General features: G+C 64.2%; 18 protein-coding genes. 7 read left to right on the top strand and 11 right to left on the bottom strand.

The genetic code is table 11. The features are described from left to right. Positions 1–2: 2 nt before the first annotated feature. The 7 genes from ACREBX_RS11475 to ACREBX_RS11505 all read right to left on the bottom strand — a co-directional run bounded on the left by ACREBX_RS11475 (position 3) and on the right by ACREBX_RS11505 (position 10,585). Entirely contained in the window at positions 3–1,193 is a 1,191-nt protein-coding gene (locus tag ACREBX_RS11475; protein WP_431561876.1) for a dipeptidase, read from the bottom strand. After that, positions 1,190–2,767, bottom strand: coding sequence for a serine hydrolase (locus tag ACREBX_RS11480; RefSeq protein ID WP_431561877.1), 1,578 nt, complete (start codon positions 2,765–2,767; stop codon positions 1,190–1,192). Before ACREBX_RS11480 ends, ACREBX_RS11475 begins: the two co-directional genes overlap by 4 nt. Beyond that, the gene (locus ACREBX_RS11485; RefSeq protein ID WP_431561878.1) at positions 2,764–3,903 is read right to left on the bottom strand and encodes a YkvI family membrane protein; all 1,140 of its coding nucleotides are present in this window, start codon (positions 3,901–3,903) and stop codon (positions 2,764–2,766) included. The genes ACREBX_RS11480 and ACREBX_RS11485 overlap by 4 nt, the downstream gene beginning before the upstream one ends. Continuing rightward, positions 3,900–4,940 (bottom strand): DUF1611 domain-containing protein, encoded by a 1,041-nt coding sequence (locus ACREBX_RS11490; RefSeq protein WP_431561879.1) that lies wholly within the window; start codon positions 4,938–4,940, stop codon positions 3,900–3,902. Before ACREBX_RS11490 ends, ACREBX_RS11485 begins: the two co-directional genes overlap by 4 nt. Positions 4,941–4,960: 20 nt before the next feature. Continuing rightward, a complete protein-coding gene (locus tag ACREBX_RS11495; RefSeq protein WP_431561880.1) occupies positions 4,961–7,105 on the bottom strand; it encodes a TonB-dependent receptor in 2,145 nt (714 codons plus the stop codon). A gap of 34 nt (positions 7,106–7,139) precedes the next feature. Then, a complete protein-coding gene (locus tag ACREBX_RS11500; protein ID WP_431561881.1) occupies positions 7,140–8,282 on the bottom strand; it encodes a dipeptidase in 1,143 nt (380 codons plus the stop codon). A gap of 323 nt (positions 8,283–8,605) precedes the next feature. Beyond that, complete coding sequence (locus ACREBX_RS11505) at positions 8,606–10,585, bottom strand: serine hydrolase domain-containing protein (RefSeq protein ID WP_431561882.1); 1,980 nt, start codon at positions 10,583–10,585, stop codon at positions 8,606–8,608. Positions 10,586–10,727: 142 nt separating this feature from the next. Between ACREBX_RS11505 and ACREBX_RS11510 the strand changes: the two genes are divergently transcribed. Beyond that, positions 10,728–11,351, top strand: coding sequence for a helix-turn-helix domain-containing protein (locus ACREBX_RS11510; protein ID WP_431561883.1), 624 nt, complete (start codon positions 10,728–10,730; stop codon positions 11,349–11,351). A gap of 22 nt (positions 11,352–11,373) precedes the next feature. Continuing rightward, positions 11,374–13,068 (top strand): N-acyl-D-amino-acid deacylase family protein, encoded by a 1,695-nt coding sequence (locus tag ACREBX_RS11515; protein WP_431561884.1) that lies wholly within the window; start codon positions 11,374–11,376, stop codon positions 13,066–13,068. On the opposite strand, the gene ACREBX_RS11520 is transcribed toward ACREBX_RS11515, so the two are convergent. Then, positions 13,065–13,961, bottom strand: a complete 897-nt coding sequence (locus tag ACREBX_RS11520) for an oxygenase MpaB family protein (RefSeq protein ID WP_431561885.1) — start codon at positions 13,959–13,961, stop codon at positions 13,065–13,067. The genes ACREBX_RS11515 and ACREBX_RS11520 overlap by 4 nt on opposite strands. Positions 13,962–13,975: 14 nt before the next feature. Next, positions 13,976–16,426: a TonB-dependent receptor gene (locus ACREBX_RS11525; RefSeq protein WP_431561886.1), complete on the bottom strand. Its 2,451-nt coding sequence runs from the start codon at positions 16,424–16,426 to the stop codon at positions 13,976–13,978. Between the two features lie 142 nt (positions 16,427–16,568). Here ACREBX_RS11525 and ACREBX_RS11530 point away from each other — a divergent pair, with 142 nt between their 5' ends. Both ACREBX_RS11530 and ACREBX_RS11535 read left to right on the top strand, forming a co-directional pair. Beyond that, positions 16,569–17,315 carry a helix-turn-helix transcriptional regulator gene (locus tag ACREBX_RS11530; protein WP_431561887.1) on the top strand — a complete coding sequence of 249 codons (747 nt, stop codon included), beginning with the start codon at positions 16,569–16,571 and terminating at the stop codon, positions 17,313–17,315. A gap of 49 nt (positions 17,316–17,364) precedes the next feature. Then, positions 17,365–18,495, top strand: a complete 1,131-nt coding sequence (locus ACREBX_RS11535; protein ID WP_431561888.1) for an acyl-CoA dehydrogenase family protein — start codon at positions 17,365–17,367, stop codon at positions 18,493–18,495. Here the strand turns inward: ACREBX_RS11535 and ACREBX_RS11540 are convergent. After that, positions 18,492–19,514 carry an acyl-CoA dehydrogenase family protein gene (locus ACREBX_RS11540; protein WP_431561889.1) on the bottom strand — a complete coding sequence of 341 codons (1,023 nt, stop codon included), beginning with the start codon at positions 19,512–19,514 and terminating at the stop codon, positions 18,492–18,494. The genes ACREBX_RS11535 and ACREBX_RS11540 overlap by 4 nt on opposite strands. Before the next feature lie 258 nt (positions 19,515–19,772). Between ACREBX_RS11540 and ACREBX_RS11545 the strand changes: the two genes are divergently transcribed. Then, complete coding sequence (locus ACREBX_RS11545) at positions 19,773–20,684, top strand: EamA family transporter (RefSeq protein WP_431561890.1); 912 nt, start codon at positions 19,773–19,775, stop codon at positions 20,682–20,684. Here ACREBX_RS11545 and ACREBX_RS11550 read toward each other — a convergent pair. Beyond that, positions 20,681–21,583, bottom strand: coding sequence for a hydroxymethylglutaryl-CoA lyase (locus ACREBX_RS11550; protein WP_431561891.1), 903 nt, complete (start codon positions 21,581–21,583; stop codon positions 20,681–20,683). The genes ACREBX_RS11545 and ACREBX_RS11550 overlap by 4 nt on opposite strands. A 119-nt stretch (positions 21,584–21,702) precedes the next feature. Between ACREBX_RS11550 and ACREBX_RS11555 the strand changes: the two genes are divergently transcribed. Next, entirely contained in the window at positions 21,703–22,875 is a 1,173-nt protein-coding gene (locus tag ACREBX_RS11555) for a CaiB/BaiF CoA transferase family protein (RefSeq protein ID WP_431561892.1), read from the top strand. Continuing rightward, positions 22,872–23,576 (top strand): glutathione S-transferase family protein, encoded by a 705-nt coding sequence (locus ACREBX_RS11560; RefSeq protein ID WP_431561893.1) that lies wholly within the window; start codon positions 22,872–22,874, stop codon positions 23,574–23,576. The genes ACREBX_RS11555 and ACREBX_RS11560 overlap by 4 nt, the downstream gene beginning before the upstream one ends. The last annotated feature ends 111 nt before the right edge of the window (positions 23,577–23,687 follow it).

Consider the following 23,687-nt stretch of genomic DNA (forward strand, 5'->3'; position numbering starts at 1 on the left):
CTCTAGCGCGCCGCCGGCTTTCCCTGCGCCGCGAGGACGCGCAGGATATTGCCGCTCCACATCTTTTCGATATCGGCGTCCGAATAACCCGCGGCCTTCAGCCGCTCGGTGACCTTGGGCAGCGCCGAAATATCCTCGATGCCCGGCAATCCGCCGCCGCCGTCCCAGTCGGCGCCAAAGCAGATATGGTCGACGCCGCCAACCTCGATCGCGCGCAGCACCATCTTCATATAGGCGTCGAAATCGGCGGCCCATAGCTTCTCGGTCTTGTCGAGTTCGCGCCAGCGGCGGTTGAGGTCGGCCTGATCGGCGGCCGCCATGCCGCCGATATGCTCATATTTGCCGAACAGTTCGGCGCGCGCGGGCGACATGTTCATCTCCGACATGAAGATCGTCGAGATGCACATCGCCCCGCCCTTGGCGGCGAGCGTCTTCAATCGTCCCTCGTCGAGATTGCGCGGATGATCATATGCCGAGCGCAGGCTCGAGTGCGAGAGCAGGATCGGATATTTTGACTGTGCGAGGATCTGGTCGAACGCCGCGTCGGACGAATGGCTCGCGTCGATGACAATGCCGAGGCGGTTCATCTCGGCCACCCATTGCTTGCCGAGCGGGCTCAGCCCCTTCCAGCGCCCCTCGCCCGTCGCGCTGTCGGCGAACTGGTTGTCCTTCGAATGGACCGGCCCGGCGAGACGGAGGCCCTTGTTGTAGAATAACTGCAGAAGCGACAGGTCTTCACCCAGCGGATAGCTGTTCTCCATCGACTTGAAGGCGATCAGCTTGCCTTCCTTGTTCAACCGCAGCGCATCGGCCGCGGTCAGCGCGGGCGCGATCGTGCCCGAATTGGCGGCGATGGTCTTGTCGATCAGGTCCGATCGCTTGCGTGCGAAGGCGAGCGCATCGGCATAGCCTTTCGGCGTCAGCGGCCCCTGGTCGGTATAGATGGCGAAGAAGCCGCCATCGAGATGGCCGTCCTTCATCCGCGGAATGTCGAGCTGTGCCATGTCGTCGGCGAGCGCGTGGCGATCGGCAAAGCTCCAGCCCGTGCGCTCGAAATGGAGCGGCGTGTCGAGGTGGGTGTCGAGCACGAGCATCCGGCTGTGCAGCGGCGCTTCGGGCGCCTTCGGCTTGTCGGCGCCCGGCGAACAGGCGGTGAGCGCGGTTGCGGTCAGCAGGATGGCGAAACGCTTCACTTCTTGTCCTCCACGGGCTTCAGGTCGAGATCATGATAGTCCCAGCTGAAGTCGGCAATCTTGCTCACCGCCTTCATCGTCACGCCGGTTATCTTGCCCTCGGCGTCGAGCGCGAAGGTCACATGGGCGGGTTCGATCGCCGGGTCGTCGAAATCGGTGACGAAGCTGTCATATTGCCAATGTTTGAGCCGCCCCGCCATCCGCGGTGTCGAGGTGAAATCGATCGTCAGGCCGATCGCTGCCTGCCCGATCACGATATCGCCATACCAGGGATCGCGGTAGCGGCCCGCATAGCCCGCCAGCGCGAGCGAGGGACCGCTCTGCGTCGGCGACGCCTTTGCCTGTTTCAGGAACGCCTCGCCGCCCGCGAGCCGCGCCTGATACCAATCCTCCCATTTCGCGATCCAGCCATAATCCGGCTGATCAAGATAATGGTCGAGCAGGTCATAGGTGAGGCCAAGCAGCATGCCGCTGTCCTCGCTGTTCATCATGATCGCGAAGCCGACATTCTTGTCGGGAATCATTACGACGCGTGTGATCGAGCCGAAGACCCCGCCGCCATGCTGGATGATGCGGTGGCCGCGATAATCCTGCACCTGCCAGCCGAGCGCATAAGCTTGCTGGGTTGGCTGCGCGGGCTTGAGCTGGTCGGGAAGCGGGGTGATCGGCATCGGGGTGACCTGCTTCCACATCTCGGCCGCCTGGGCTTCGCTGAACAGGCGCTTGCCGTTCGGAAGAGCGCCGTGTGCGAGCTGGATATTCAGCCACGCCGCCATGTCATCGGCGCTGAGCGCGAGCCCGCCCGCCGGCGCACCATTGCGTCCGAGTTCGTCGCGCTCGTTGAGCGCCGCCTGCGGACCGAGACCGCGCAGCGCGCCCGACAGCCGCGCGTGCGGCCAGCTACGGTTAGGAATGCGGAAGCGGTCTTCGCTGTCGCTCGTCGCATTCTTCATGCCGCCCGCGCGCAGCACGCGCGCACGGATGAAATCCTCCCACGTCTGCCCGGTGACTTCTTCGATCAACTGGCCGGCGACGGCGTAGAGGATATTGTCATAGGCATAGGCCGAGCGGAAACTGGTCACGGGCTTGAGCCAGGCGACGCGCTCGACCGTCTGCTTGCGCGTCAGATGGGTGCGCGGCACGAACATCAGGTCGCCCTGCCCCAGCCCAAGCCCGCTGCGGTGGACGAGCAGGTCGCGGATCGTGATTTCGCGCGTGACCCATGCGTCGTACATGCGGAACCAGGGCATATGCTTGATGACGGGATCGTCCCACGCGATCTTGCCCTCGTCGACGAGGATCGCGAGCGCGGCGGCGGTCATCGCCTTGCCGGTCGATCCGGTCTGGAAAATCGTCTGTCCATCGACCGGCGCGCGTTCGCCAAGCTTGCGCACGCCCCAGCCGCGCGAAAGTGTGGTCTTGCCATCCTCGACGATCGCGATCGACACGCCAGCCGCGCCGACCTTCTTGCGCAGCGCCTCGACGCTTTCGCCAATATCGGCGGGCGGTTCGGCCCACGCCGGCACGGCGACAGAAAGCATCAACGACAGGGCGAGCAAGCGAACCGATTTCATGGCGCGGTCTCCGTTTGAGCAATGGGGGCTGTTCGCAGCAGCCGGTAAACACCGATGGTGAGGAGCGGCACGACGAACACCGCAAGGAACAGCCAGGCGAGGAAGCGGTATCCGCTGGCGATCAAGTCGACGAGACCGATGTGCGCCGCGACGAACATGCATCCTGTGAGCACGACGGCACCGATCAGAGCCCGCGGGCCGGTGCCGAGCGGCGGCCGCCCGCGAGCCTCGACGACGCCCGAAACACGTTCATTGATGGCATGGATCGCGCCGACACCGCTTTCGAGCAGGGCGGCAAAGATCATCATCTGGAAAAGGACGTGAAAGCCCGGAACCGCCATCTGTCGCAGCAGGAAGTCGGAAGGCAGGGTTTCGGTCCCGATTGCCGGGTAGAATGCCATCATCGCGACGAAGAAGAGGATTGCCGGCAGCATCGTCAGCGGCCCAGCGATCACTCCCGCGATCACCGCGTCGCGCTGGCTGGTCAGATGGCGCAGGATCGGCAGGATGACGACCGCGCCGACGATATTATAACTGGCATAGGTAATGCCGCCCGCGATCCAATTGCCCGAAGGCGGCGGCGCCGCGGCGAAACCCTGCGCGATCAGGTCGCCAAAGCTTGTCAACGCAAAGACGAGGAACAGCGCATAGACGGCATAGATCAGCATCGAGGCATATTTGAACAATTGCTCGACGATGCGGGTGCCGAAGGCGGTAAAAGCGACGATACTGACCGCAAGCAACACCGATCCCGCCAGTTCGGGCCAGCCGAAAGTCGCCGCGCCGATGGCCCCGGCAGCGGCGCCGAATACCGCGAGGATCAGGATGACAAAGATCAGATAGGCAATTTCGAAGGCGATCCACGCCGGTCCGAGCAACCCCTCGAAAAAGCTGCGATAGTCATAGGCACGCATCGCGCGCGCCAGCGCAAAGGTCAGCGCCGCGACGACGCTCCAGATCAGCGTCGCGAGCAGCATCGCGGCCAGCCCGCCCCACGGCCCCGACGGCACGAAATATTCGGCCAGTTCGCGCCCCGTCGCATAGCCGCCGCCGATGATCACGGCCTTCAGCGCAAATCCGGGCAGCAGGAAGCGCTGGAACCAGCTCGACCTGCCGCCCGTCTCGCCCACACTCACGCGAGACACTTTTCGACGAGCGCGTCGAAGCCGGCGCCGCCGCGGATCGGATCGGCGACCGGAAGCCCTAATCGCTGCCGTTCGGCCGCCATCACCGCTTCGGCTTCATCGGCATCATAGCTCGACGTGTTGAAGCTCACCCCGCCGCAGCGGATCGCCGGATTGGTCCGGCTGCCGAGGCGGATCGTCATGTCGATAACCTCCTCGACCGACGGCAAGGCGAAGCTTTCCATGCCGAGAATCACCGTGCGCGTCGGGTCGTGACAGACGACGAAGACGTCGGGCTGGCTACCGTGAAGCAGACCGAGCGACACTGGGGCGTAGGCGGGGTTGAAGATCGACCCCTGTCCCTCGACCACATCCCAATGCGTATCGGCGGCGTCGGGGCTCAGCATTTCCGCCGCCCCCGCCTCGAAGTCCGAAACCACCGCATCCATCGGCATGCCGCCGCCCGCGATCATGATGCCGGTCTGGCCGGTCGCGCGAAAATCGGCATCGAGGCCGCGCGCCACGAAGTCGCGGTGCAGCGCGAGCGCGGTATATTTCTTGCCGAGCGCGCAGTCGGTGCCGACGGTGAGCAGCCGTTTGCCGGTGCGCTTGCGCCCGGTGCCTACCGGGATCGCGGGCGGCGGGGTGCGGATGTCGATCAACCGCTGCCCCGTGCGCGCAGCCGCCTCGACGAGCGCGGGAACGCTCGTCAGCCTGGTATGGAGCCCGCTGACGATGTCGAGCCCCGCCTCCATCGCTTCGACAAGCACCGCGACCCAGGCTGCGCCGATGATGCCGCCCTGATTGGCGACGCCGATCACCAGCGACCGCGCGCCCGCCGCCCGCGCGTCGGCGGGCGACAGGCGCGGCAGGCCGGTCGAAACGGTACAGCCGTCGATCGCCCATTCACCCGCGCAGCGATCACCCGCCCAGTCGGCGAGACCGAAGGCGGTCTTGGCATAGGCCGCATTGGTCGTGTCGCCGAGGAACAGCAAATAGGGCTGCGGCAGGGTCAGGCTGCCTTCTAGCCTGCCGATGGGCGCGTTCATCTTTTTCAACTCCAACGTGCTCAGAAGGCCATGTCGAGTGCGACGCCGATGGTCCGGGGTTGCAGCGGAATGTTCGACTGATAAGCCTGCGTGCCGAACGCGTCGAGGGTATAGGACCGCTGCGTCGACGCCCGCTCGTTCGTCAGGTTACGGGCATAGACGCGGACGGTCCAATGATCGTCGAAGGTAACGGCGGCGTTGGCGTCGACAGCCGTATAGGCGTCGGACCACAAATTATCCGGGCTGCTCGAGGGCAACGACGCCAGCTTCGACGAATGTCGCACACCGACGCCGACTTTCCCGGTCGAATTGCCGCCGATCGCGAAGCTGTAGTCGGCCTGCAACGATCCGGTAAACTTGGGAACGCTGGGCAGGCGTGCCCCGTCGACGCCGGAGATTTCCGGGGCATCGGCGGTTAGTTTCGCATCGGCATAGGCCGCGCCCGCGACCAACGACAGTCCGGGCACGGGGCGCCATGTCACGCTGCCTTCGACGCCCTTGCTGACCGCGGACGGACCATTGGCCTGGCCCGTCACGCCGCCGAATGGCTGGATGACCTGGATGTCGGTCCAGTCCATGTAGAAACCGGACACTTCGACCGCGAGCGCACGGCCCAGATTGCCCTTGAAGCCGACTTCGTAATTGACCAGCGTATCCGCCTTGACCTGCGGCGGGACCCCAGGGAACACCACGTTCGGGCCACCGGGACGGTAACCGTTGGCGACGCGGGCATAGAGCATCGCGTCCTCGCTGATGTGGAATTGCGGGCTGATGCTGTAGATGAACACATCCTCGTCCGACTTCCCGGTGAAGTTGGCGACGCCGATGAACGGGCCGCTGCTGATCTGCTGGAAGTTCTGCTTGTTCTTCGCGTAGCGAACGCCGCCGGACAAGGCGAACATGTCGCCGAAATAGGCTGTCGCGTTGGCGAATACCGCCATTTCCTTGAACGTCGAAGGCAGGGAGACGACGGCGCCGGGGTCGAGCGCGTTTGGCTGACCGGAGAAGTCGAATGTGCGCACCAGCTGATGATTCTCGCTCTCTTCCTTCGTATAGAAGGCGCCGACCAACCACTCGAAGCGATCGTTGTTGGGCGAAGCGAGACGGACTTCCTGGGTGAACTTCTGCAGGTCGAGCGCCACGCTGAAGGGAGCGAGTCCCGCGGGCACCGCGCCGCCGGTCAGCGCCGGGAACGCAATCCCGAAGATCAGCGACGCATCCTGCACGCTGACCGTGCTGGTCTCGCTATAGGTTGAGACCGACGTCAGCGTTGCAAAGCCGAGATCATAATCCAGCACCGCCGAATAATAGTCGATGCTCTTGCGGAAGGGCTCGGGCAGAAAGGCGTTGTAAGACCAGCCGTCATCGAGCGGGACGCCCGCCGCGGTCGAGACGACGCCATTGGTGCCGTTGGCGTCGATCGTCTGCCAGATGCCGCCGAGGCGCACCGTGAAATCCTCTGTCGCATTCCACAACAGGCTCACCCGCCCGCCCCGTTGCTCGACGTCATTCGCGTCGTTCAGCGCCGGGTTGTTCACCGAACTCACATAGCCCGGCGTTTTGCGCCATGCGAAGCTGCCGGTGATGCCAAGCTTGTCCTGAATGATCGGCGCATTGACCATGACCTGCGCGGCCCAGCCCGGATTGCCCGCCTCGTCGATCGTGAACAATTCGCCGCCCGCCTTGACGCTGAAATTCGTCGTGCTCGGCGCGACGGTCCGGTACTTCAGCAAGCCCCCGATCGAGCTTGCGCCGTAAAGCGTCCCCTGCGGTCCGCGCAGAATTTCGAGCCCTGCGATGTCATAGGGCATCAGGTCGAGCGAATAGGTCGCGCTGCGGGCGTACAGGCTGCTCGATCCCACCGGTGCGTCATCCAGGTAGATGCCGACAGCCTGCGCCGATCCGACCGGCGCGATACCGCGAAGCGAAATGATCGACGTACCCGGCTGCGTGCTGATCACGGTCATTCCAGGGACATAGCCGGCATAATCGACCAAGGAGCCGGCGCCCTGCTCGCGCAGGGCGTCGCCATTGACCACGGTGATCGAGATCGGAACGTCCTGAAGCGCCTCGACGCGCTTTTGCGCCGTGACGACAATCTCTCCCTCCGACTCGATTACGGCTTCCTGCGCCTGTGCCGGCATCGCGGCCATCAACGCGGCCATGCTTGCTGCAATAAAGAGTCCCTGTTTCATCGTCTTACCCCCAGACTTGGGCGAGCAGGCGGCGGAAATTGCCACCGAGCACGGCCCGGATGTTTTCGTTGGAATAGCCCCGGCGAATGAGTTCTTCGGTGAGATCGAAGGTCTTGAGCGGATGGTCGAAGCCGTCGATGTCGATCTTGTCGCGGAAGGCGTAGCTGCCCTTGTAGCTGTTCTTGAGCGCGGCATATTCGTCGGGCTTCATATCGTCATAACCGTGCAGGTCGGCGTCCGAGCCAATGCCGACGTGGTCGATGCCGACCAGCTTGGCGACATGGTCGATATGGTCGGCCATATGCCCGACATTGGTCGGATCGGTCGTGCGCACGAACATGCGTACCCCGGTGATGCCCATCACGCCGCCCTTCGCCGCGAGTGCCTTGATCGCCGCATCGGTCTTGACGCGCGGGTGGTCGACCAACGCGCGCGCGTTGCTGTGCGTGATCGCGATCGGACCCTTGGCGATCTCGATCGCATCGAGTGTCGTCTTGTCGCCGCAGTGTGAGACATCGACGAGCATGCGCTGCTTTTCCATCTCGGCGATGATCGCGGCGCCATAGTCGCTGACGCCGCCGTCGACGCGTTCGGTGCTGCCCGATCCGATCATATTCTGGCTATTATAGGTGAGCTGTGCGCAGCGCAGCCCAAGGCGGCGGAACAGCGCGACATCCTCGATCTTTTCGAAATGCTCGGCATTCTGGATGCCCATGATGACTGCGCATTTCTTGTCGGCCTTGGCGCGGTCGAGATCGGCGACGCCGTCGACGAGCGCGAAGACATGGCTGTTGCGCCCGGCAAAGCCCTGCCAGCCGGCGAGGAAGGCGAGCGCCTGCTCCTTCGCATCGGGACCGCCGAGGCCGTATGCGTTATGGAAGCCGGTGATGCCCGATGCCCGGAATTCCGCGGCTTCGGCGTCGGTCAGCCGGTGCGCGACATAATCCTCGGACATCGTGATCTTGAGCGGCGCGAGCATGTCGATGACGAGCGACGAGGCGACGAGATCGACCGCACGGCGCGAATAGTTTTTGCCGGGGGCCGCGGCAAAGGCATAGCTGCCCTTGACGATCATTGGTGCAGACAATGCAGTCCCGATCGCACCCGCGATAGCCGCGCGGCGCGTCATTGGGTATGACTTGGTCATCCCATCCTCCCTTTATTATTGAACTCCCGATTTGAAGACTATTGTCCTAATCAGAAAATTGTCAACCCATTTAGGACATGTATTTGTAACTATCCCCAAATCTCCGCCGGACAGTGGATCCTCCCGCCGCGATAGCCGACGCCCGGGTCGCGATCGCGCGCGAGAAAGGTCGGCCCATCGAGATCAACGATGTCGCAAAGCTGGCCCAGGATGAAGGAGGGTGCCATCGACAGGCTGGTGCCCCGAAATGCGAAATGGCTGGTGATAGGGAAAACGCTCGACCCGAAGGTCGAGCGTCAATTCCCGCATGCGCTGCGTCGCCATCAATAGACCATCCCGAAGCCATAGAGATGGAAGGCGAGCGTCACCCAGACCAGCACCAAGGCAGCGAGGATCAGCAGCACCGCGCCGAGCTTCATCGTCCAGCGGCGCTTGTCCTTGATGCTGAGCCACAGGTGCCAGCCTGCCGTGGCGAGCAAACCGAACGCGGCGACCGGCGTTAGGATGCGCAGCGGGTAGATCAGCCAGTCGAGCGGACCGCCAAGCGCTCCGATATCGGCCGAGAAGGTCGCGATCAGACCGATCCAGCCGGCCAGTGCCGCAATCGCTGCCCAGGCGAAGATACGCGACAGGCGATACGCACGCCGCGCCTTGCCCTCAAGCGCGAAGTCCGCCTTGAAGCTCCGCCGGACCAGCGCACGCACCGGCCACGCCAGCGCCGTCAGTATGCTGATGCCGAAAGCGAAGATCAGCGCCGGATTGAGCAAGGCGGCATTCACGCTGGCAGGAGCCGGCTCGAACACCATGAAGGGCGAGCCGGCGTCAAGGCTCCAACGCGTGACACGGCCGTCCTTGACCTCGGCGGCAAGGCGTTCGCCCGTCCCCTTGTCGCGCCATACGAAAGGCTCAACCTCGACCCAGTCAGGCGCGATGGCGCTCGACCCTTCCATCGCAGCCAAGGCAATCTTGCCATCCGCAGTGAGCGAGATGGTCGCTTGCCCCAACAGCCCGAACAGGCTCGCGAAATTGGTGAAGGAACCGCGGCTGCTGACATAATTGCCGACCATCATCTGCGCATGTTCAGCAGCGGTTTTGACATCGACGGTGCCCGGCTTTTCTTCGCCCGGCAGGTAGCGGTCGGCGAATTTGTGGAACAGCGCACTGCGGATCGCGCCCGCGTCGCCCTGTTTCCCGGCGCTGTTCATCGAGATGTAGACGCCGATGTCGGCATCGGGGAACAGCCACAGATAGGAATGGAACCACACGGTGTCGCCGCCATGCGCGATGGCGCGATGGCCGTTGACCCATTGTTCGTAGAAACCGAGCGCCATGCTGTTGAGCGGCCCGACGCCGGGCGCCTTGAAATCATGCATCTGCTTCGCGGTTTCGGGCTTGAGCAATAGGCCCCCATCGCTGAGGTGCGCCATCATGAACTTGCCCATGTCGGCGCCGCTTGCCGACAAACTGCCCGCGGGAGCGGGAAGGACGATCTCGAACGGCTTGGCCTTTTGCATGACGTTGGGATAGCCCTTCGACATGTGCGGCGCGAGATTGGCGGGAAGCGGCTGGCGGAATGACGAGTGCGCCATGCCGAGCGGCGTGAAAATGTGATTTTCGATATAATTGTCAAACGACTCGCCGCTGACCCGCTCGATAATGTAACCCGCCAGCGCGGTAGCGTAGTTCGAATAGGCGGGCGTCGTACCCGGCGCGAAGACGCGGTCGGGCAGCGCGAGCGGCATCTGCTTCTTCAGCGTCATCACGGCCTTGGGGTCGCTGCTGATCAGATAGCGGATCGATTCCTGAAAGCCCGCGGTGTGCGTCATGATGTTGCGCATCGTGATCGGCTTGCCCTGATAAGCCGGAATCTTGAAATCGAGGTAGGCGTTGACGTCCTTGTCGAGGTCGATCTTGCCCGCTTCGACCTGCTGCATCACCGCGGTCCAGGTGAAGAGCTTGGACACCGATCCCGGCCGGAACAGCGTGGTTTCGGGCAGGACGGGCGCGCGCCTGGCGACGTCCGAAAAGCCATAGCCCTTTTCGAGCACGACCTGATCGCCGCGCACGACGACGACCACCGCGCCCGGGATGCGCGCGCGTTCGAGCGCATAGGGTAGATAGCCGTCGAGCCAGGCTTCGAGATCCCTGGCGTCGAGCGCGACCGGCGCTGCGGCGGTTTTTGCAGCCGGAACGGCGGCAGTTTCGACTTTCTTCACGGTGGGCGCCGGCACCGGCCCCTGCGCCGCCAGCGGCAGCGCGGCAAAAGCCGCCAGCCCGATCATCGCCTTGCGGATGAAACGCATCGCTTTCCCCTTTTCCATTTCGCGGTCTGTCGCACCTTGCAGCAAGCCGCGCGACCCCTTACCAAGGGACCAACATCTGTTGGCCCGATAGGGACATAATGATCCTGATTAGAAAATTGTCAAACATGGAATGGAAAAATTGATGGCGGATGGGGCAACCCCGCCGACGCTAGGCGCGGTGATGAAGGGCATTAGGGGCCGCAACGGCTGGACGCTCAAGGAAATGAGCGCGAAATCGGGGATCCCGGTATCGACGCTGTCGAAGGTCGAACATGACAGGCTGACGCTGAGCTATGACAAATTGCAGCAGCTCAGCCAGCGGCTGAACATCCGCATGTCCGACCTGTTCGCCGAGGACGAGGAAGATACGACGCCGCGCGTGACGGGGCGCCGGAGCATCGCGACGATCGAACGCGCCGCGCGCGTGACGACCGACAATTACGACTATCATTATCTCTGCACCGATTTGCGCCAGAAACGGATGATCCCGATCATCACGCGCATCCGTGCCCATAGCGCGCGCGAGTTCGGTGAACTCGTCCACCATCAGGGCGAAGAGTTCATCTATGTCCTCGAAGGCCGGATCGAGGTGCACAGCGAATTTTACGACCCCGTCACGCTTGAGGTCGGCCAGGGCATCTACATCGATTCGTCGATGGGCCACGCCTATGTCGTCGCCGACGGATTTGACGAGGCGCTGGTGCTCGGCGTCTGTTCGAGCGCCGATGACGGGCTGATGGACTCATTGATGAGCTTGCACGGCTGACCCCCCGATCACGGAGAAACAGATGGCCCACCGGCGCTTCGCACCTTGCCTCATGCTGCTTTGCAGTTCGATGCTGGCACCCGTGCCGGCGGCCGCACAGGAGCCTGCCTACGATCTGATCATCCGCGGCGGGACGATCTACGACGGGTCGGGCAAGGCGCCGGTCGTCGGCGATGTCGCAATCAAGGACGACCTCATCGTCGCGGTCGGCAAGGTCGACGGCACCGCGAAGACCGAGGTGTCGGCAAAGGGCATGGCGGTCGCGCCGGGCTTCATAAACATGCTGAGCTGGGCGACCGAGTCACTGATCGCCGATCGCAAGAGCCAGAGCGACATAAGGCAAGGTGTGACGCTGGAGGTGATGGGCGAAGGCTGGTCGATGGGGCCGATGAACGCCACGATGAAGGCACGGGAAACCGAGCGCCAGGGCGACATCAAATATCCGATCGAGTGGACGAGCCTCGGCGACTATCTCGGCTGGCTCGAAAAGCGCGGCGTCTCGACCAATGTCGCGAGCTTTGTCGGCGCGGCGACCGTGCGCGTCCATGAACTGGGCGAAGGCGACGTCGATCCGACGTCCGATCAGCTTACCCGCATGCGTATGCTGGTGAAGCAGGCGATGAACGAAGGCGCGATGGGGGTCGGCAGTTCGATCATCTACGCGCCCGGCTCCTATGCAGAGACCGACGAACTGGTCGCGCTGACGAGCGAGGCCGCGACATGCGGCGGCATGTACATCAGCCATATGCGGTCCGAAGGCGACCGGATCGAGGAAGCCGTCGACGAACTGATCGACATATCGCGCCGATCGGGCGCGCCGGCCGAAATCTATCACCTCAAAATGGCGGGGCGCAGCAACTGGGGAAAGCTCGACACGATCGTGAAGAAGATCGAGGATGCGCGCGCCGAGGGGCTGAAGATCACGACCGACATGTACACCTATACCGCAGGCGCGACCGGGCTCGACGCCGCGATGCCGACGTGGGTGCAGGCCGGCGGGCTCGAGGAATGGATGGAGCGGCTGAAGGACCCCGCGATCCGCGCGCGTGTCGCCGAAGAAATGAAGAAGCCGGGCGGAGACTGGGAAAATCTCTATTTCGGTGCGGGTGCCGACAAGATGATCCTCTCGGGATTCAAGAATGACGCGCTCAAACCGCTGACCGGCAAGACGCTCGCCGAGGTCGCAGCGATGCGCGGCAAGTCACCCGAGGAAACCGCGATGGACCTCGTCGTCGAGGACGGCTCGCGCGTCGGCACCGTCTATTTCCTGATGTCCGAGGACAATGTCCGCAAGCAGGTCCAGTTGCCGTGGATGAGCTTCGGTTCGGACGCCGCGTCGCAGGCGGCCGAGGGCGTCTTTCTGAAATCGGGCGCACATCCGCGCACCTATGGCAATTTCGCGCGACTGCTCGGCCGCTATGTCCGCGACGAGAAGCTGATTCCGCTCGAACAGGCAGTCTACCGGCTCACCACCCTGCCCGCGACCAACCTTGGTATCAAGGACCGCGGGGCGCTGAGGCCCGGCTATTATGCCGATGTGGTCGTTTTCGACCCCGCAACGATCGGCGACCGCTCGACGTTCGAAAAGCCGCATCAATATTCGGTCGGGATGCGCGACGTTTTCGTCAACGGCGTTGGCGTGTTGCGGAACGGCGAGCATAGCGGCGCAACGCCGGGACGCGCCGTGCGCGGCGCGGGCTTTAATCGTTGCAACTAGGCGGCGAGCAAGCGTTGCTGCTCGGCTGGTGATTTGAACAGGAAATCATGCGGAAGTCCGAGCCGGACGCTGGCCCGACAATGCGGCGCCGCGCGGTCGATATGGCGGTCGGCAAGTCGGCCGGCGATGCGTAGCGCGGTGCGGTCGAGCCGAGTCAGGTCGTGGCGGGAGCCAAGCTCCAGCTTGCGCCGGATATGAGCCGGAAGCAGCGACACCGACGCGCGCGCAATCGCACGGTGGAGGAAGCGCGGCACGCCGGGCGCAGCGCGACCCGACTGGATAATGTCGAGGAATTCGAAGATGATCGGGTGTGGCTCGAAACGCGGTTCGAGTTCGTCCATCATCGCCATGAAGGCGTCTACCGTCGGCGGCGTATGCCGCGCCCCGAACTCGCGCCCGATCGCGTCGCCGTCGGCCATGAAGCGGTCCTTGTCGGCTACGCTGAGCCGATGGACGAAGCGGTCGTACGCCATCAGGAAACCGTAGGATGCGGTCGCCGCGACCCAATCGAGCAGCACGGGATCGAGGGCACGATATTTGGTGCCGCCGGGAGTTTCACCCTTTACCTTGCCGTGCATCCGGTTGACCTGACCGATGACCGCTTTCGCGCTGCTCGCCGGGCCATAGCAGGCAAGCATCGCGACGAGCCCGGTGCGGCGCGAGCGGCCGATCGGGTCGGCCTTGTAGGTCGAGTGATCCCATACCCCCGACCGGATGCGCGGCTCGGCGAATTCGAGCAGCACCGCGGCGATCCCGCCAATGCCGAGCGCGATCGGGTTCTTGTAGACGCGCCACTGGACGCTGTCGGGCGCGAGCAGCGCGGGCTCGCCGAGGGGCGCGGCGAAATCGATCGCCGTCCCCAGATATTCATCCTGCATCGGCGGGCGCACCACGCTGGCTGCCTCCTTCAGAAGTCGTAACCCACGGTCAGGCCATAGGTTCGCGGCTGGTTGGCGAAACGCACGACGACGTTGGCATTGCTCGCGACCGCCGACCAATAATATTTGTCGAACAGGTTTTTCGCCCACAACGAGACCGACCAGCCGCTTTCGTCCTTCAGGCCGAGGCTTGCGTTGACCGTGCCATAGGCATCGACCTTGTAGAGATCGAGATCCTCGAAAATCGTGTTCGACTTGCTCTGGTAACGCGCGCTGACCGCGCCCGTCAGGTTGATCGTGTCACTCACCGGCGTGTCATAGGCGAGCGTCAAACTGCCCTGGAATTTCGGGCTATAGATGAATTCGGCGCCGTCGAAATTCTCGGGCTGCCCCGCGGCGTTGGTGCCATTGTAATCGTTGATCCGCGTTTTCAGGTAGAGCGCGTTGGCGGCGATCGTGAACCCCGTCGCCGGCCGGATCGTAAGTTCGCCCTCGACGCCATAGGCTTCGCTGTCGGGGACGTTATCGAGGCGCGAGAGCGCGGTGTAGATCGGATCGGCGAAATAGGTGCTGATCTGCTTGTCACGATAGTCGTAGTAGAAGGCCGAGAGATTGGCCTGCACCAGCCGGTCGGCGAGCGTCGCTTTCACGCCGATTTCGTAAGCGGTGAGCTTTTCCTGTTTCACCGGCGCATTCTGACGCGCGAGGTTCGCGGCGTTGATCGGCGTCGTCCCCGATTTATAGCCGCGCGAGACCGAGGCGTAGAGCAGGGTGTCATCGTTCGGCGACCAGTCGAGCGCGACACGCCAGGCGACATTGTCTTCCTTGAGAAGCGCCTGCACCTCCCCGAATGTGCCCGTCGCGGGGTCGAACGTGTTGCACTGCCCCTGCGAAATCTGCGGTGCGAGCACGCCATAGGTTTGCAGGTAGAGCGCGCGGTTCACGACGTTGACGTTAGGCAGCATATTGCCGTTGAAGTCGCGCGAGCAGCCATTGTAACGCTGCTTGTCCTCGGTGTAGCGTACGCCGGCGGTCAGCTTGAGCTGGTCGGTGAGTTCGGCATCGGCGTTGGCGAAGACGCTCCACGTCTTGGTGCGGATGCGGCCGAAATCCTCATAGGTACGGAAAGCCTGCGAAAGCTGAAGCGGAGTGTAGCCGCCCGAATTGAAGATCGGACTCGCGAGCAGCGGCGCCCCCGCCGCGCGGATCAGGCCGACGTTGGCGTTCTGGCCGAGCAAAGTGCGGTTGGAATCAATGATCCGGTCGTTCGCGTAGTAAGCGCCGACGAGCCAGTTCACCGCGCCCGCCTCGCCCTCGACATGCAGTTCCTGCGCAAAGCTCTTGATCCGCCCGACGGTGTTCTGGAGCAGGATTTCAAAGGGCGCACCGCTCCAGTCGGAGAGCGCGTTGCGCTTGAAGTCGTTGTAGCTGGTCAGCGAGACGAGCTTCATCGTATCGCCGAGGTCCTGATCCCAGCGCAGTTTCAGGCCCCAGAAGCGATTGTCTTCGGCGAGCGGGCCCTCGAGGCCGAGGCCCGTGCCGATATCGGCCGAACGGTTCGCCTCGGGCGCCCAATCGGCCTGGTTCGCCTTGGTCGGAAAATTGTTCGCAAGATAGGTCGCGAGTCCCGGCGCGTTGAAGAAGCGCGAATTGCTCGTGCCCGTTGCCGGGTTGGTCGCCGGCGTGAAGCCGATCCCCTGCCCCGCCACCGTGTCCGACTTGTTGCGCCAATAGGTGACGGACAGGTCGAAATGCGTGCCAGGCGCGGGATCGATCGCGAGCGCCCCGCGCACGCTATATTTCTCGACCTCGCCGAGCCGTTCGTCGCGGGTATTGCTGGCCTGCCAGCCCTTGTCGCTATTCTCGCTGCGGAACGCGATGCGCGCCGCGATGCCTTCGCCGAGCGGGCCCGAGATATGGCCGCCGATATTGTAGGTCTGATAATTGCCGAGGTCGGCCTTGATACTGCCCTCGAAACTGTCGGTCGGTTTGGCGGTGATGAAGTTGATCAGGCCCGCGGTCGTGTTGCGGCCGTAGAGCGTGCCCTGCGGCCCCTTGAGCACCTCGACACGCTCCAGATCCATCACCGGCCCGGTGTTCATAATCGGATAGGCATAGGCGACCTCATCGACATAGGTGCCGACGGTCGAGGTCGAGGAGAGGTTGATCGTGTTGAAGCCGATCCCGCGCAGCGTATAGGTCGGCACGCCCTGATAGCTTTGCGAGACCGTGAAACTCGGCGCCACCGTGGTCAGGTCGCGCATGTCGGTGACGCGCAGATTTTCAAGCGTCGCGCCGTCGACCGCCTGGATCGCCATGCCGACGTCGTTCATCGATTCGGCGCGGCGCTGCGCGGTGACGATGATGTCGCCTTCGGCGGCAACCGCATCGGCCGGCGCTTCCTCGGCGGCGAACGCCGGCGCCGCCAGGGCGAGACCCATCGCGGAACCCGTGCCCAGGAAAATACGCATTGCCTTCATCACTCATCCTCCCTCAAACAGCTTGTCGCCGGGCTCGTCTTTGTGCGAGCATCGCGCGAAGCTGGACCGTGCCAGAACAGAGAATATTGGGCGGGCGAACAAGCTGACACCTGTGTCAGGATAGCGGAGAAAAAAGCCGGCGATGGATCATCAGCGCGAATCTTGGACCGAAATGCCGGCGCTGATCGCAGCCGTGCAGGCAATGGGCGACAAGATCGGCCTGCCCTATGTCGCGGCGCAAGGCGACCTTGGCGACCCCGAACCGATGAGCGACGAGGCGGGCCGTCCCTATGCCGAAACCAGCTTTCACTGGGTCGATCCCAGCTATGCTTACTGGCGCGACCGCAAACTCGCGCTGCAACTCGCTTTCCTGACCGCCGCGCGGCTCGTCGCCGAGCCCTTCTATTATAGCGACGGACGGCTCGGCACATGGCGCTCGACGCATCTGCTGGACGAGGTGGACTGTTCGCAGGCGCGGAACACCGCCAATTTCGGCGAGGCGATCATTGCGCCGGTTCACCTGCCGCGGGGGCTGGTCGGCGCGGTCTTCTGGTGTTCGCGCGAGCCCGTCGGCGTCGAGGCGATTTTCGCCGAGCAAGCTGGCCATCTGCACAACCTCGCGGTCAGGCTGATCGCGACGCACAATGAAGCACGCGGGCGTCCGCGCAACGCCACCGTGCCGCAGACGCTGACCCGCCGCGAGGTGCAGTGCCTGCGCTGGGCGGCCGCAGGCAAGACCGATGGCGAGATCGGGATCATCCTGTCGCTGTCGGTGTCGACGGTGCGCTTTCACCTGCGCAACGCGTCGGCGAAGCTCGGTGCGACGGGGCGCGCGCAGTCGATCCAGATCGCGGCGGGGCTCGGTTTCGTCGGTGCGCGCGCGGCCTGATGCAGGTGCCAGCTTGGCCTTGCACAGCGGCGACGTACAAATCCGACGCATGGACATGCTGAACGATCCGGCGCTCACCGCCTTTCGCGAAGAGATTCGCGCCTTCCTGACCGCGCATCTGCCCGGCGACATTCGCCGCGCCGCAGCGCGCGCGACGAGTGTCTTTATCGATCCCGATGTGTCGCTTCCTTGGCAGCGCATTCTCCATGCCCAAGGCTGGGCGGCGCCCGACTGGCCGGCCGAATTTGGCGGGCCGGGATGGAGCGAGATCGAACGCTATATCTTTGCCGCCGAATGCGCGCAGGCCGGCGCGCCCAACCTGGCGCCGATGGGTCTCAAGATGGTCGCGCCGGTTATCATGCATTATGGCAGCTCCGAACAACGCGCGCATTATCTGCCGCGGATTTTGTCGGGCGAGGATTATTGGTGCCAGGGCTTTTCGGAGCCCGGCGCCGGGTCCGACCTTGCCGCGCTGCAACTTCGCGCTGTTCCCGACAGCGACGATTATGTGCTCAACGGATCGAAGATCTGGACCACCCATGCCCATTTTGCCAACCGCATGTTCGCGCTTGTCCGCACGTCGAACGAAGGAAAGCCGCAGGCTGGGATCAGCTTCCTGCTGCTCGACATGGCGACTCCCGGCATCAGCGTCGAGCCGATCCGCACGCTCGCGGGCGACCATGAATTCAACCAGGTGTTTTTCGACGATGTTCGCGTGCCGCAGGCGAACCGGCTCGGCGATGAAAACGGAGGCTGGTCGGTCGCAAAGCATCTGCTGACCTTCGAGCGCGGCGGGAAATATGCGCCGACGCTGATCGGGCGGCTCGAACGGCTGCGCGCCCGAGATGACATCGAACCGGTGCTGCGCGCGCAGCTCGACCGTGAGGCGGTGACGCTGAAGGCGTTGCAGGCGCTCGAGCTCAAGGCGATGCGCGGCGTCGGCGGCAGCGCCGCACTATATGCGTCGGCGCTGAAGGTATTGGGGACCGAAACCGCGCAACGCATCGACACGCTGGCGTGCGAGGTCGCGGGTCACGCCGCATGGGCCGACGCCGACGGTCAGACGCCCGCCGACCTCGCGGTCGCAGTGCCGCGGTATCTCAACGACCGCGCGGCGACTATTTATGCGGGATCGAACGAGATCCAGCGCGACCTGATCGCGCGCATGATGCTGGGTTAAGCGGCCGCCTCGGCAAAACGCGCGAGATGATCGGCGCGCGGTCCGAATGCTGCGGCGATCGCCAGTGCGCGCTTGAAATGCCCGCCAAGGCTGAGCTCCTCGGTCAGCCCCATCGCGCCGTGGATCTGCACTGCGCTCTCGCCGACGAGGCGCACCGCGTCGCCGACTTCGATGCAGGCGGCGCTGACCGCCTGCGCGCGGTCCGCGCGCCCCTCATCGACCGCAAGGATCGCGGCTTCGGTGAGCACCGCCGCCTTCATCGCCGCGAGCTGCATGTCGGCGGCGCGGTGGCGCAGTGATTGGAAACGGCCGATCGCCGTACCGAACTGCTTGCGCTGGCCAAGATAGTCGATGCTGTCGGCGATCATGCGCTGCATCAGGCCGACCGCTTCGACGCAGCGCCCCGCGAGGATCAGGTCGTTCGCATAGCCGGCGTATCCGCGCGCTTCGCCCCCCATCGCCAGCACCTCGCCATCGCCCGCTTTCAAGGTGAAGCCGAGGTCGGCCGACACGCTGCCGTCGTGCATGATGCGATGGCGTTGCTCGACCTTTGCGCCATCGGCGGCAAAGAGGACCAGCAGATCGCGGTCTGCGAGCAGGAACAGGTCGGCTTCGGCGCCCCCCGCCACCAGTGCCGCGCTGCCGTGCACCGTCCCGGCATCGATGATCGGCATTGCCGCCGTCGATGCGGCGCAGACGATCGCGATGCGCTTGCTGCCCGCGGCGAGGTCTCGCAGGGCAGGATGGTCGAGCGCCACGCGCGCAAGCAGCGTCGTAGCTGCGGCGTGCGAGAGCCAGTCGGCGCCGGCTAGCGCAGGTCCGAGTTCGGCCATGACAAGCGCGATGTCGATCGCGCCGCCGCCGAAACCACCGACACTCTCCGGCAATGCGATGCCCGCAAGACCGAGCGACTCCGAGAGGTCGCGCCAGCCCGGACGTGTGTTGTCGACGAGGAAACGCTGCACGCTGTCGCGCAGCATCCGTTGTTCTTCGCGAAGCGGCAGGTCCAGTTCAGCCATGCCGGTTCACCAACGCGCGGGCCGGACGCATCGGCACGCTCCATCCCGGTTCTGGAAAATCATAGGTCACTTCGGCTCTCCCGCACCTTTCCTGCGGCATCCCTTTCCTGGGGTCTAGCTGATTGGTGTGTCAGGTCGAAAGCGGACATCGCAACGGCGGCCGATGAGGCTCCATATACTTAGTAATAAAACTATTGCATGGGGCCGCATGCAGAGTGCGATACGACTCGAAAATCAAATGCGCGGGCGGAGGACGGCATGAATCCAATCTGGCTTCCCGCCTCGCTGTTCGGCGGCTTGTTCCAGGCATGGCGGACCGCGTTGCAGCAACGCCTGAGGGCGGAGCTCAGCGTCAGCGGTGCCGGGTTGGTGCGCTATCTTTATGGCGTGCCCTTTGCGCTCTGTTTCGCCGCGATCTGGCTGACGATCCAAAGCGATGCGTTCCCGGTTTTCGGGATGGCCTTCGCCGGGTTCGCGGTTGCCGGGGCTATCACGCAGATGGCGGGGACGATCCTGCTCATCATGGCGTTCGGGCATCGCGGGTTCGTGGTCGGCACCGCCTTTTCGAAGACCGAAGCGGTGCAGGCGGCGCTCGTCACCGCGCTGTTCCTCGGCGAGCGGCTGCCGCTGCTCGCGTGGATCGGGATCGTTGCGGGCGTTGTCGGAGTGCTGGTGCTCGCGCTGGCTGGCCGTGGCGTTTCGGCCCGCGAGATATGGCGTGCGCTGGGTCAACCCGCCGCGCTTTGCGGGCTCGGCGCGGGGTCGATGTTCGCGTTCGCGGCAATTGCGGTCAAGCTCGCGACCGCTGAACTCGAAGATGTCGACCTGATCGGGTCGGCGCTCGTCACACTCGTCGTCGTGATGGCGATCCAGACCGGGCTGCACCTCGCGTGGGTCTTGCTGCGCGACCGCGATACCGCGCGCGCAGTTTGCCGCACATGGCGCAACTCGAGCCAGGTCGGGCTGCTGTCCGCGCTGGGTTCGGCCTGCTGGTACATCGGCTTCGCGGCGGCGCCGGCGGCATTGGTCCGGATCGTCGGACAGGTCGAGGTCGTCTTCACAATCGGCTTTGCGCATTTCTATCTGCACGAGCCGGTGCGCTGGCACGAAATCGTCGGACTGCTCCTCGTTGTCGGCGGTGTGATGATGGCGCTGCTCGCAACTTTCTAGGGAAAGGCGGGCGCCTTGCTGACCATTGCCGGCAACGGGCGGCCCATGACGCCGGTAAGCCACTCGGCCGCCTCCACAACCTGCGGCAACATCAGGCCGGTTTTTACGCCGCTGCGTTCGAGCATGTAGATCACGTCCTCGATCGCGACATTGCCCGCGGCGCCGGGAGCGAAGGGGCAGCCGCCGAGCCCGCCAAGCGATGCGTCGACCGTCGCCGCGCCTTCGTTCACCGCCGCCCAGACGTTGGCGATGCCGGTGCCGCGCGTGTTGTGGAAATGGACACGCACCGGCAGGTCGCCCACCGCCTCGCGCACGCGCCCGACCATCTCGGACACTTGTGCCGGGACACCGACACCGATCGTATCGGCGAGCGCTATTTCGCGCGGAGCGGCGTCTGCAGCGCGCTTCGCCATTTCGACGACGCGGTCGATCACCACCCTGCCCTCGAACGGGCAACCGAAGGCCGTTGCGATCGTGATCTGGCCGTTGCACCCCGCCGTCTTTGCCAACGCGACGATCTCCATCGCGGCGGCAAGCGATTCATCCGAGGTTTGGCCTTGATTGCGGATGCCGAACGTATCACTCGTCACGCACACCGCGCCAAGTTCGTCGATCCGGCCGGCGGCAAGCGCGCGCTCGGCGCCGCGGCGATTGAGGACGAGGCCGATATAGGTCACATCGTTGCATTCGGGCAGCATCGCCACCAGTTTCTCAGCGTCGGCGAGTTGCGGCACCTTCTTCGGATTGACGAAGCTCGTCACCTCGATACGGCGGACGCCATAGTCAATCGCGCGGCGGACAAGCATGAGCTTGTCGGCGGTCGACACGATCGCCGCTTCATTCTGCAGCCCGTCGCGCGGGCCGACGTCGACAATTTCCACGGCACGATTTTTCAACATCTTGCGTCCTGAATTTTCCGAGTCATTTAGCAGGTTGAAAATTACATAGCATTCTAAGTATACAAAGGCCATGGGCGAGGCAGGTCGTCTCTATCAGAGTCGGCCGCGAAAGGAATGATATGAGCGAGACGGGCAGCGGGGGCGCGCTGGAAGGCATCAGGGTCGTCGAGATGGGACAGCTGATCGCGGGGCCCTTCTGCGGCCAGCTGCTCGGTGACATGGGCGCCGAGATCGTCAAGCTCGAACCGCCGGAGACCGGCGACCAGATGCGCAACTGGGGTCAGGGCGACAAGCCCAGCTGGTGGCGCGTGATCGCGCGCAACAAATATTCGGTGGCCGCCGATTTGCGTTCGGCGGAGGGGCAGCAGTTGGCACGCGAGCTGATCGCGAAGGCCGACATATTGATCGAGAATTTCCGTCCCGGCACGCTCGAGAAATGGAACCTCGACCCCGCGGAGCTGCGCAGAACCAACCCCGGGCTGATCGTCGTGCGTGTCTCGGGTTACGGCCAGACCGGTCCTTACTCCGCGCGCGCCGGTTTTGGCGGCATCGGCGAGGCAATGGGCGGCTGGCGCGGCATCGTCGGCTATCCCGATTTGCCGCCGGCGCGCATGGGCGTATCGATCGGCGACACGCTCGCCGCGACGTACGGCTGCATGGGCGCGCTCGCCGCGCTTCACCATCGCAGCAAGACCGGCGAAGGCCAGATCGTCGATTCCGCGCTCTATGAGGCGGTGCTGCAGGTGATGGAATCGACCGTGTCCGACTATTCGGCGAGCGGCACGAAGCGTCGGCGGACCGGATCGACGCTGCCCGCTATTGCGCCGTCGAATGTCTATCCGTGCCGCGACGGCGAATATCTGATTGGCGCCAATCAGGACGGTGTCTTCGCGCGCCTCGCGGTCGCAATGGGGCGCCCCGAACTCGCGAGCGACGAGCGTTATGCTACGCATCGCGCGCGCGGGTTGCGGCAGGAGGAACTCGATGCGCTGATCGGCGAATGGACGGCGACGCTGACGATCGCCGAACTCGAGGCAAAGATGGTCGAGGCGGGGGTTCCGGCGGGCCGTGTTTTCGATGCCGAGGATATGCTGGCCGATCCGCATTTCGCCGCGCGTGAGGCGCTAGTGACGGTCCCCGATGAGGAATTCGGCGAAGTCACGATGCAGGGCGTCTTCCCCAAGCTGTCGGCAACGCCGGGAAGCGTCCGTCGCCCCGCTCCGCTGACGGTCGGGCAGGATGGTGCCGAAGTGCTCGAACGCTGGCTGGGCCGGACCGGAGACGCGGCATGATCACGCTCTACGGCGGTCCCACCCCCAACGCGCGCAAGATCGCGATCGCGCTGCTCGAAATGGGGCTCGAATGGCGGCTCGAATATATCGACATCCTTGCGGGCGATCAGCTGACGCCCGAATTCCTCGCGCTTAACCCGAACAACAAGACCCCGGTGATCGTCGATGACGAGGGGCCGGATGGGCCCGGATTCATTCTGTGGGAAACCGGCGCGATCCTGCTCTATCTCGCCGAAAAGACCGGGCGCTTCTTGCCGATCGACCCGGCCAAGCGCGCGATCTGCTGGCAATGGCTGATGTTTCAGGTGTCGGGCGTCGGCCCGATGTTCGGGCAGGAAGCGCATTTCACCCATTATGCCAAGGATCGGCACGATTATGCGATCGAGCGCTATTCGCGCGAGGTCGACCGGTTGATGATGGTGATCGACAAGCGCCTCGGCGAGGCCGCGTGGCTCGCGGGCGACGATTATACGATCGCCGACATGGCCACCCTGCCCTATCTGCGCCGCCAACTGATCGAAAAGGCGGGACGCTTCCCGAACGTCGATCGCTGGGGCGCCGCGATGCTCGAACGCCCCGCGGTCGCCGAAGGGATGCAGGTCGGCGTCGCGCGCGCCGAGACGATCGAAGGCGGACTCACCGGCTTCACCGACGAACATCGCGCGATCCTGTGGGGCGATCGCCAGCACGCCGCGCGCTGATGCTTGCCGCCAAAGTGGCGCGTATGCGTGGCAGCTTTGGGGTGGGAAGCTGCCGTTGCTTTCCGTCATCCCGGGCTTGACCCGGGACCCGCCTTTTTCTTCAAGACAGGC

The organism is Sphingopyxis sp., assembly GCF_050725655.1.
In the GTDB taxonomy this organism is placed as follows: Bacteria; Pseudomonadota; Alphaproteobacteria; order Sphingomonadales; family Sphingomonadaceae; genus Sphingopyxis.

Bases quoted from the DNA above. Each gene is read 5' to 3' on its own strand.
- ACREBX_RS11515 (WP_431561884.1), top strand. From the start codon at position 11,374: ATGGCCCACCGGCGCTTCGCACCTTGCCTCATGCTGCTTTGCAGTTCG.
- ACREBX_RS11480 (WP_431561877.1), bottom strand. From the start codon at position 2,767: ATGAAATCGGTTCGCTTGCTCGCCCTGTCGTTGATGCTTTCTGTCGCC.
- ACREBX_RS11535 (WP_431561888.1), top strand. From the start codon at position 17,365: ATGGACATGCTGAACGATCCGGCGCTCACCGCCTTTCGCGAAGAGATT.
- ACREBX_RS11490 (WP_431561879.1), bottom strand. From the start codon at position 4,940: ATGAACGCGCCCATCGGCAGGCTAGAAGGCAGCCTGACCCTGCCGCAG.
- ACREBX_RS11545 (WP_431561890.1), top strand. From the start codon at position 19,773: ATGAATCCAATCTGGCTTCCCGCCTCGCTGTTCGGCGGCTTGTTCCAG.
- ACREBX_RS11505 (WP_431561882.1), bottom strand. From the start codon at position 10,585: ATGCGTTTCATCCGCAAGGCGATGATCGGGCTGGCGGCTTTTGCCGCG.
- ACREBX_RS11495 (WP_431561880.1), bottom strand. From the start codon at position 7,105: ATGGCCGCGTTGATGGCCGCGATGCCGGCACAGGCGCAGGAAGCCGTA.
- ACREBX_RS11525 (WP_431561886.1), bottom strand. From the start codon at position 16,426: ATGAAGGCAATGCGTATTTTCCTGGGCACGGGTTCCGCGATGGGTCTC.
- ACREBX_RS11500 (WP_431561881.1), bottom strand. From the start codon at position 8,282: ATGACCAAGTCATACCCAATGACGCGCCGCGCGGCTATCGCGGGTGCG.
- ACREBX_RS11530 (WP_431561887.1), top strand. From the start codon at position 16,569: ATGGATCATCAGCGCGAATCTTGGACCGAAATGCCGGCGCTGATCGCA.
- ACREBX_RS11510 (WP_431561883.1), top strand. From the start codon at position 10,728: ATGGCGGATGGGGCAACCCCGCCGACGCTAGGCGCGGTGATGAAGGGC.
- ACREBX_RS11540 (WP_431561889.1), bottom strand. From the start codon at position 19,514: ATGGCTGAACTGGACCTGCCGCTTCGCGAAGAACAACGGATGCTGCGC.
- ACREBX_RS11555 (WP_431561892.1), top strand. From the start codon at position 21,703: ATGAGCGAGACGGGCAGCGGGGGCGCGCTGGAAGGCATCAGGGTCGTC.
- ACREBX_RS11550 (WP_431561891.1), bottom strand. From the start codon at position 21,583: ATGTTGAAAAATCGTGCCGTGGAAATTGTCGACGTCGGCCCGCGCGAC.
- ACREBX_RS11560 (WP_431561893.1), top strand. From the start codon at position 22,872: ATGATCACGCTCTACGGCGGTCCCACCCCCAACGCGCGCAAGATCGCG.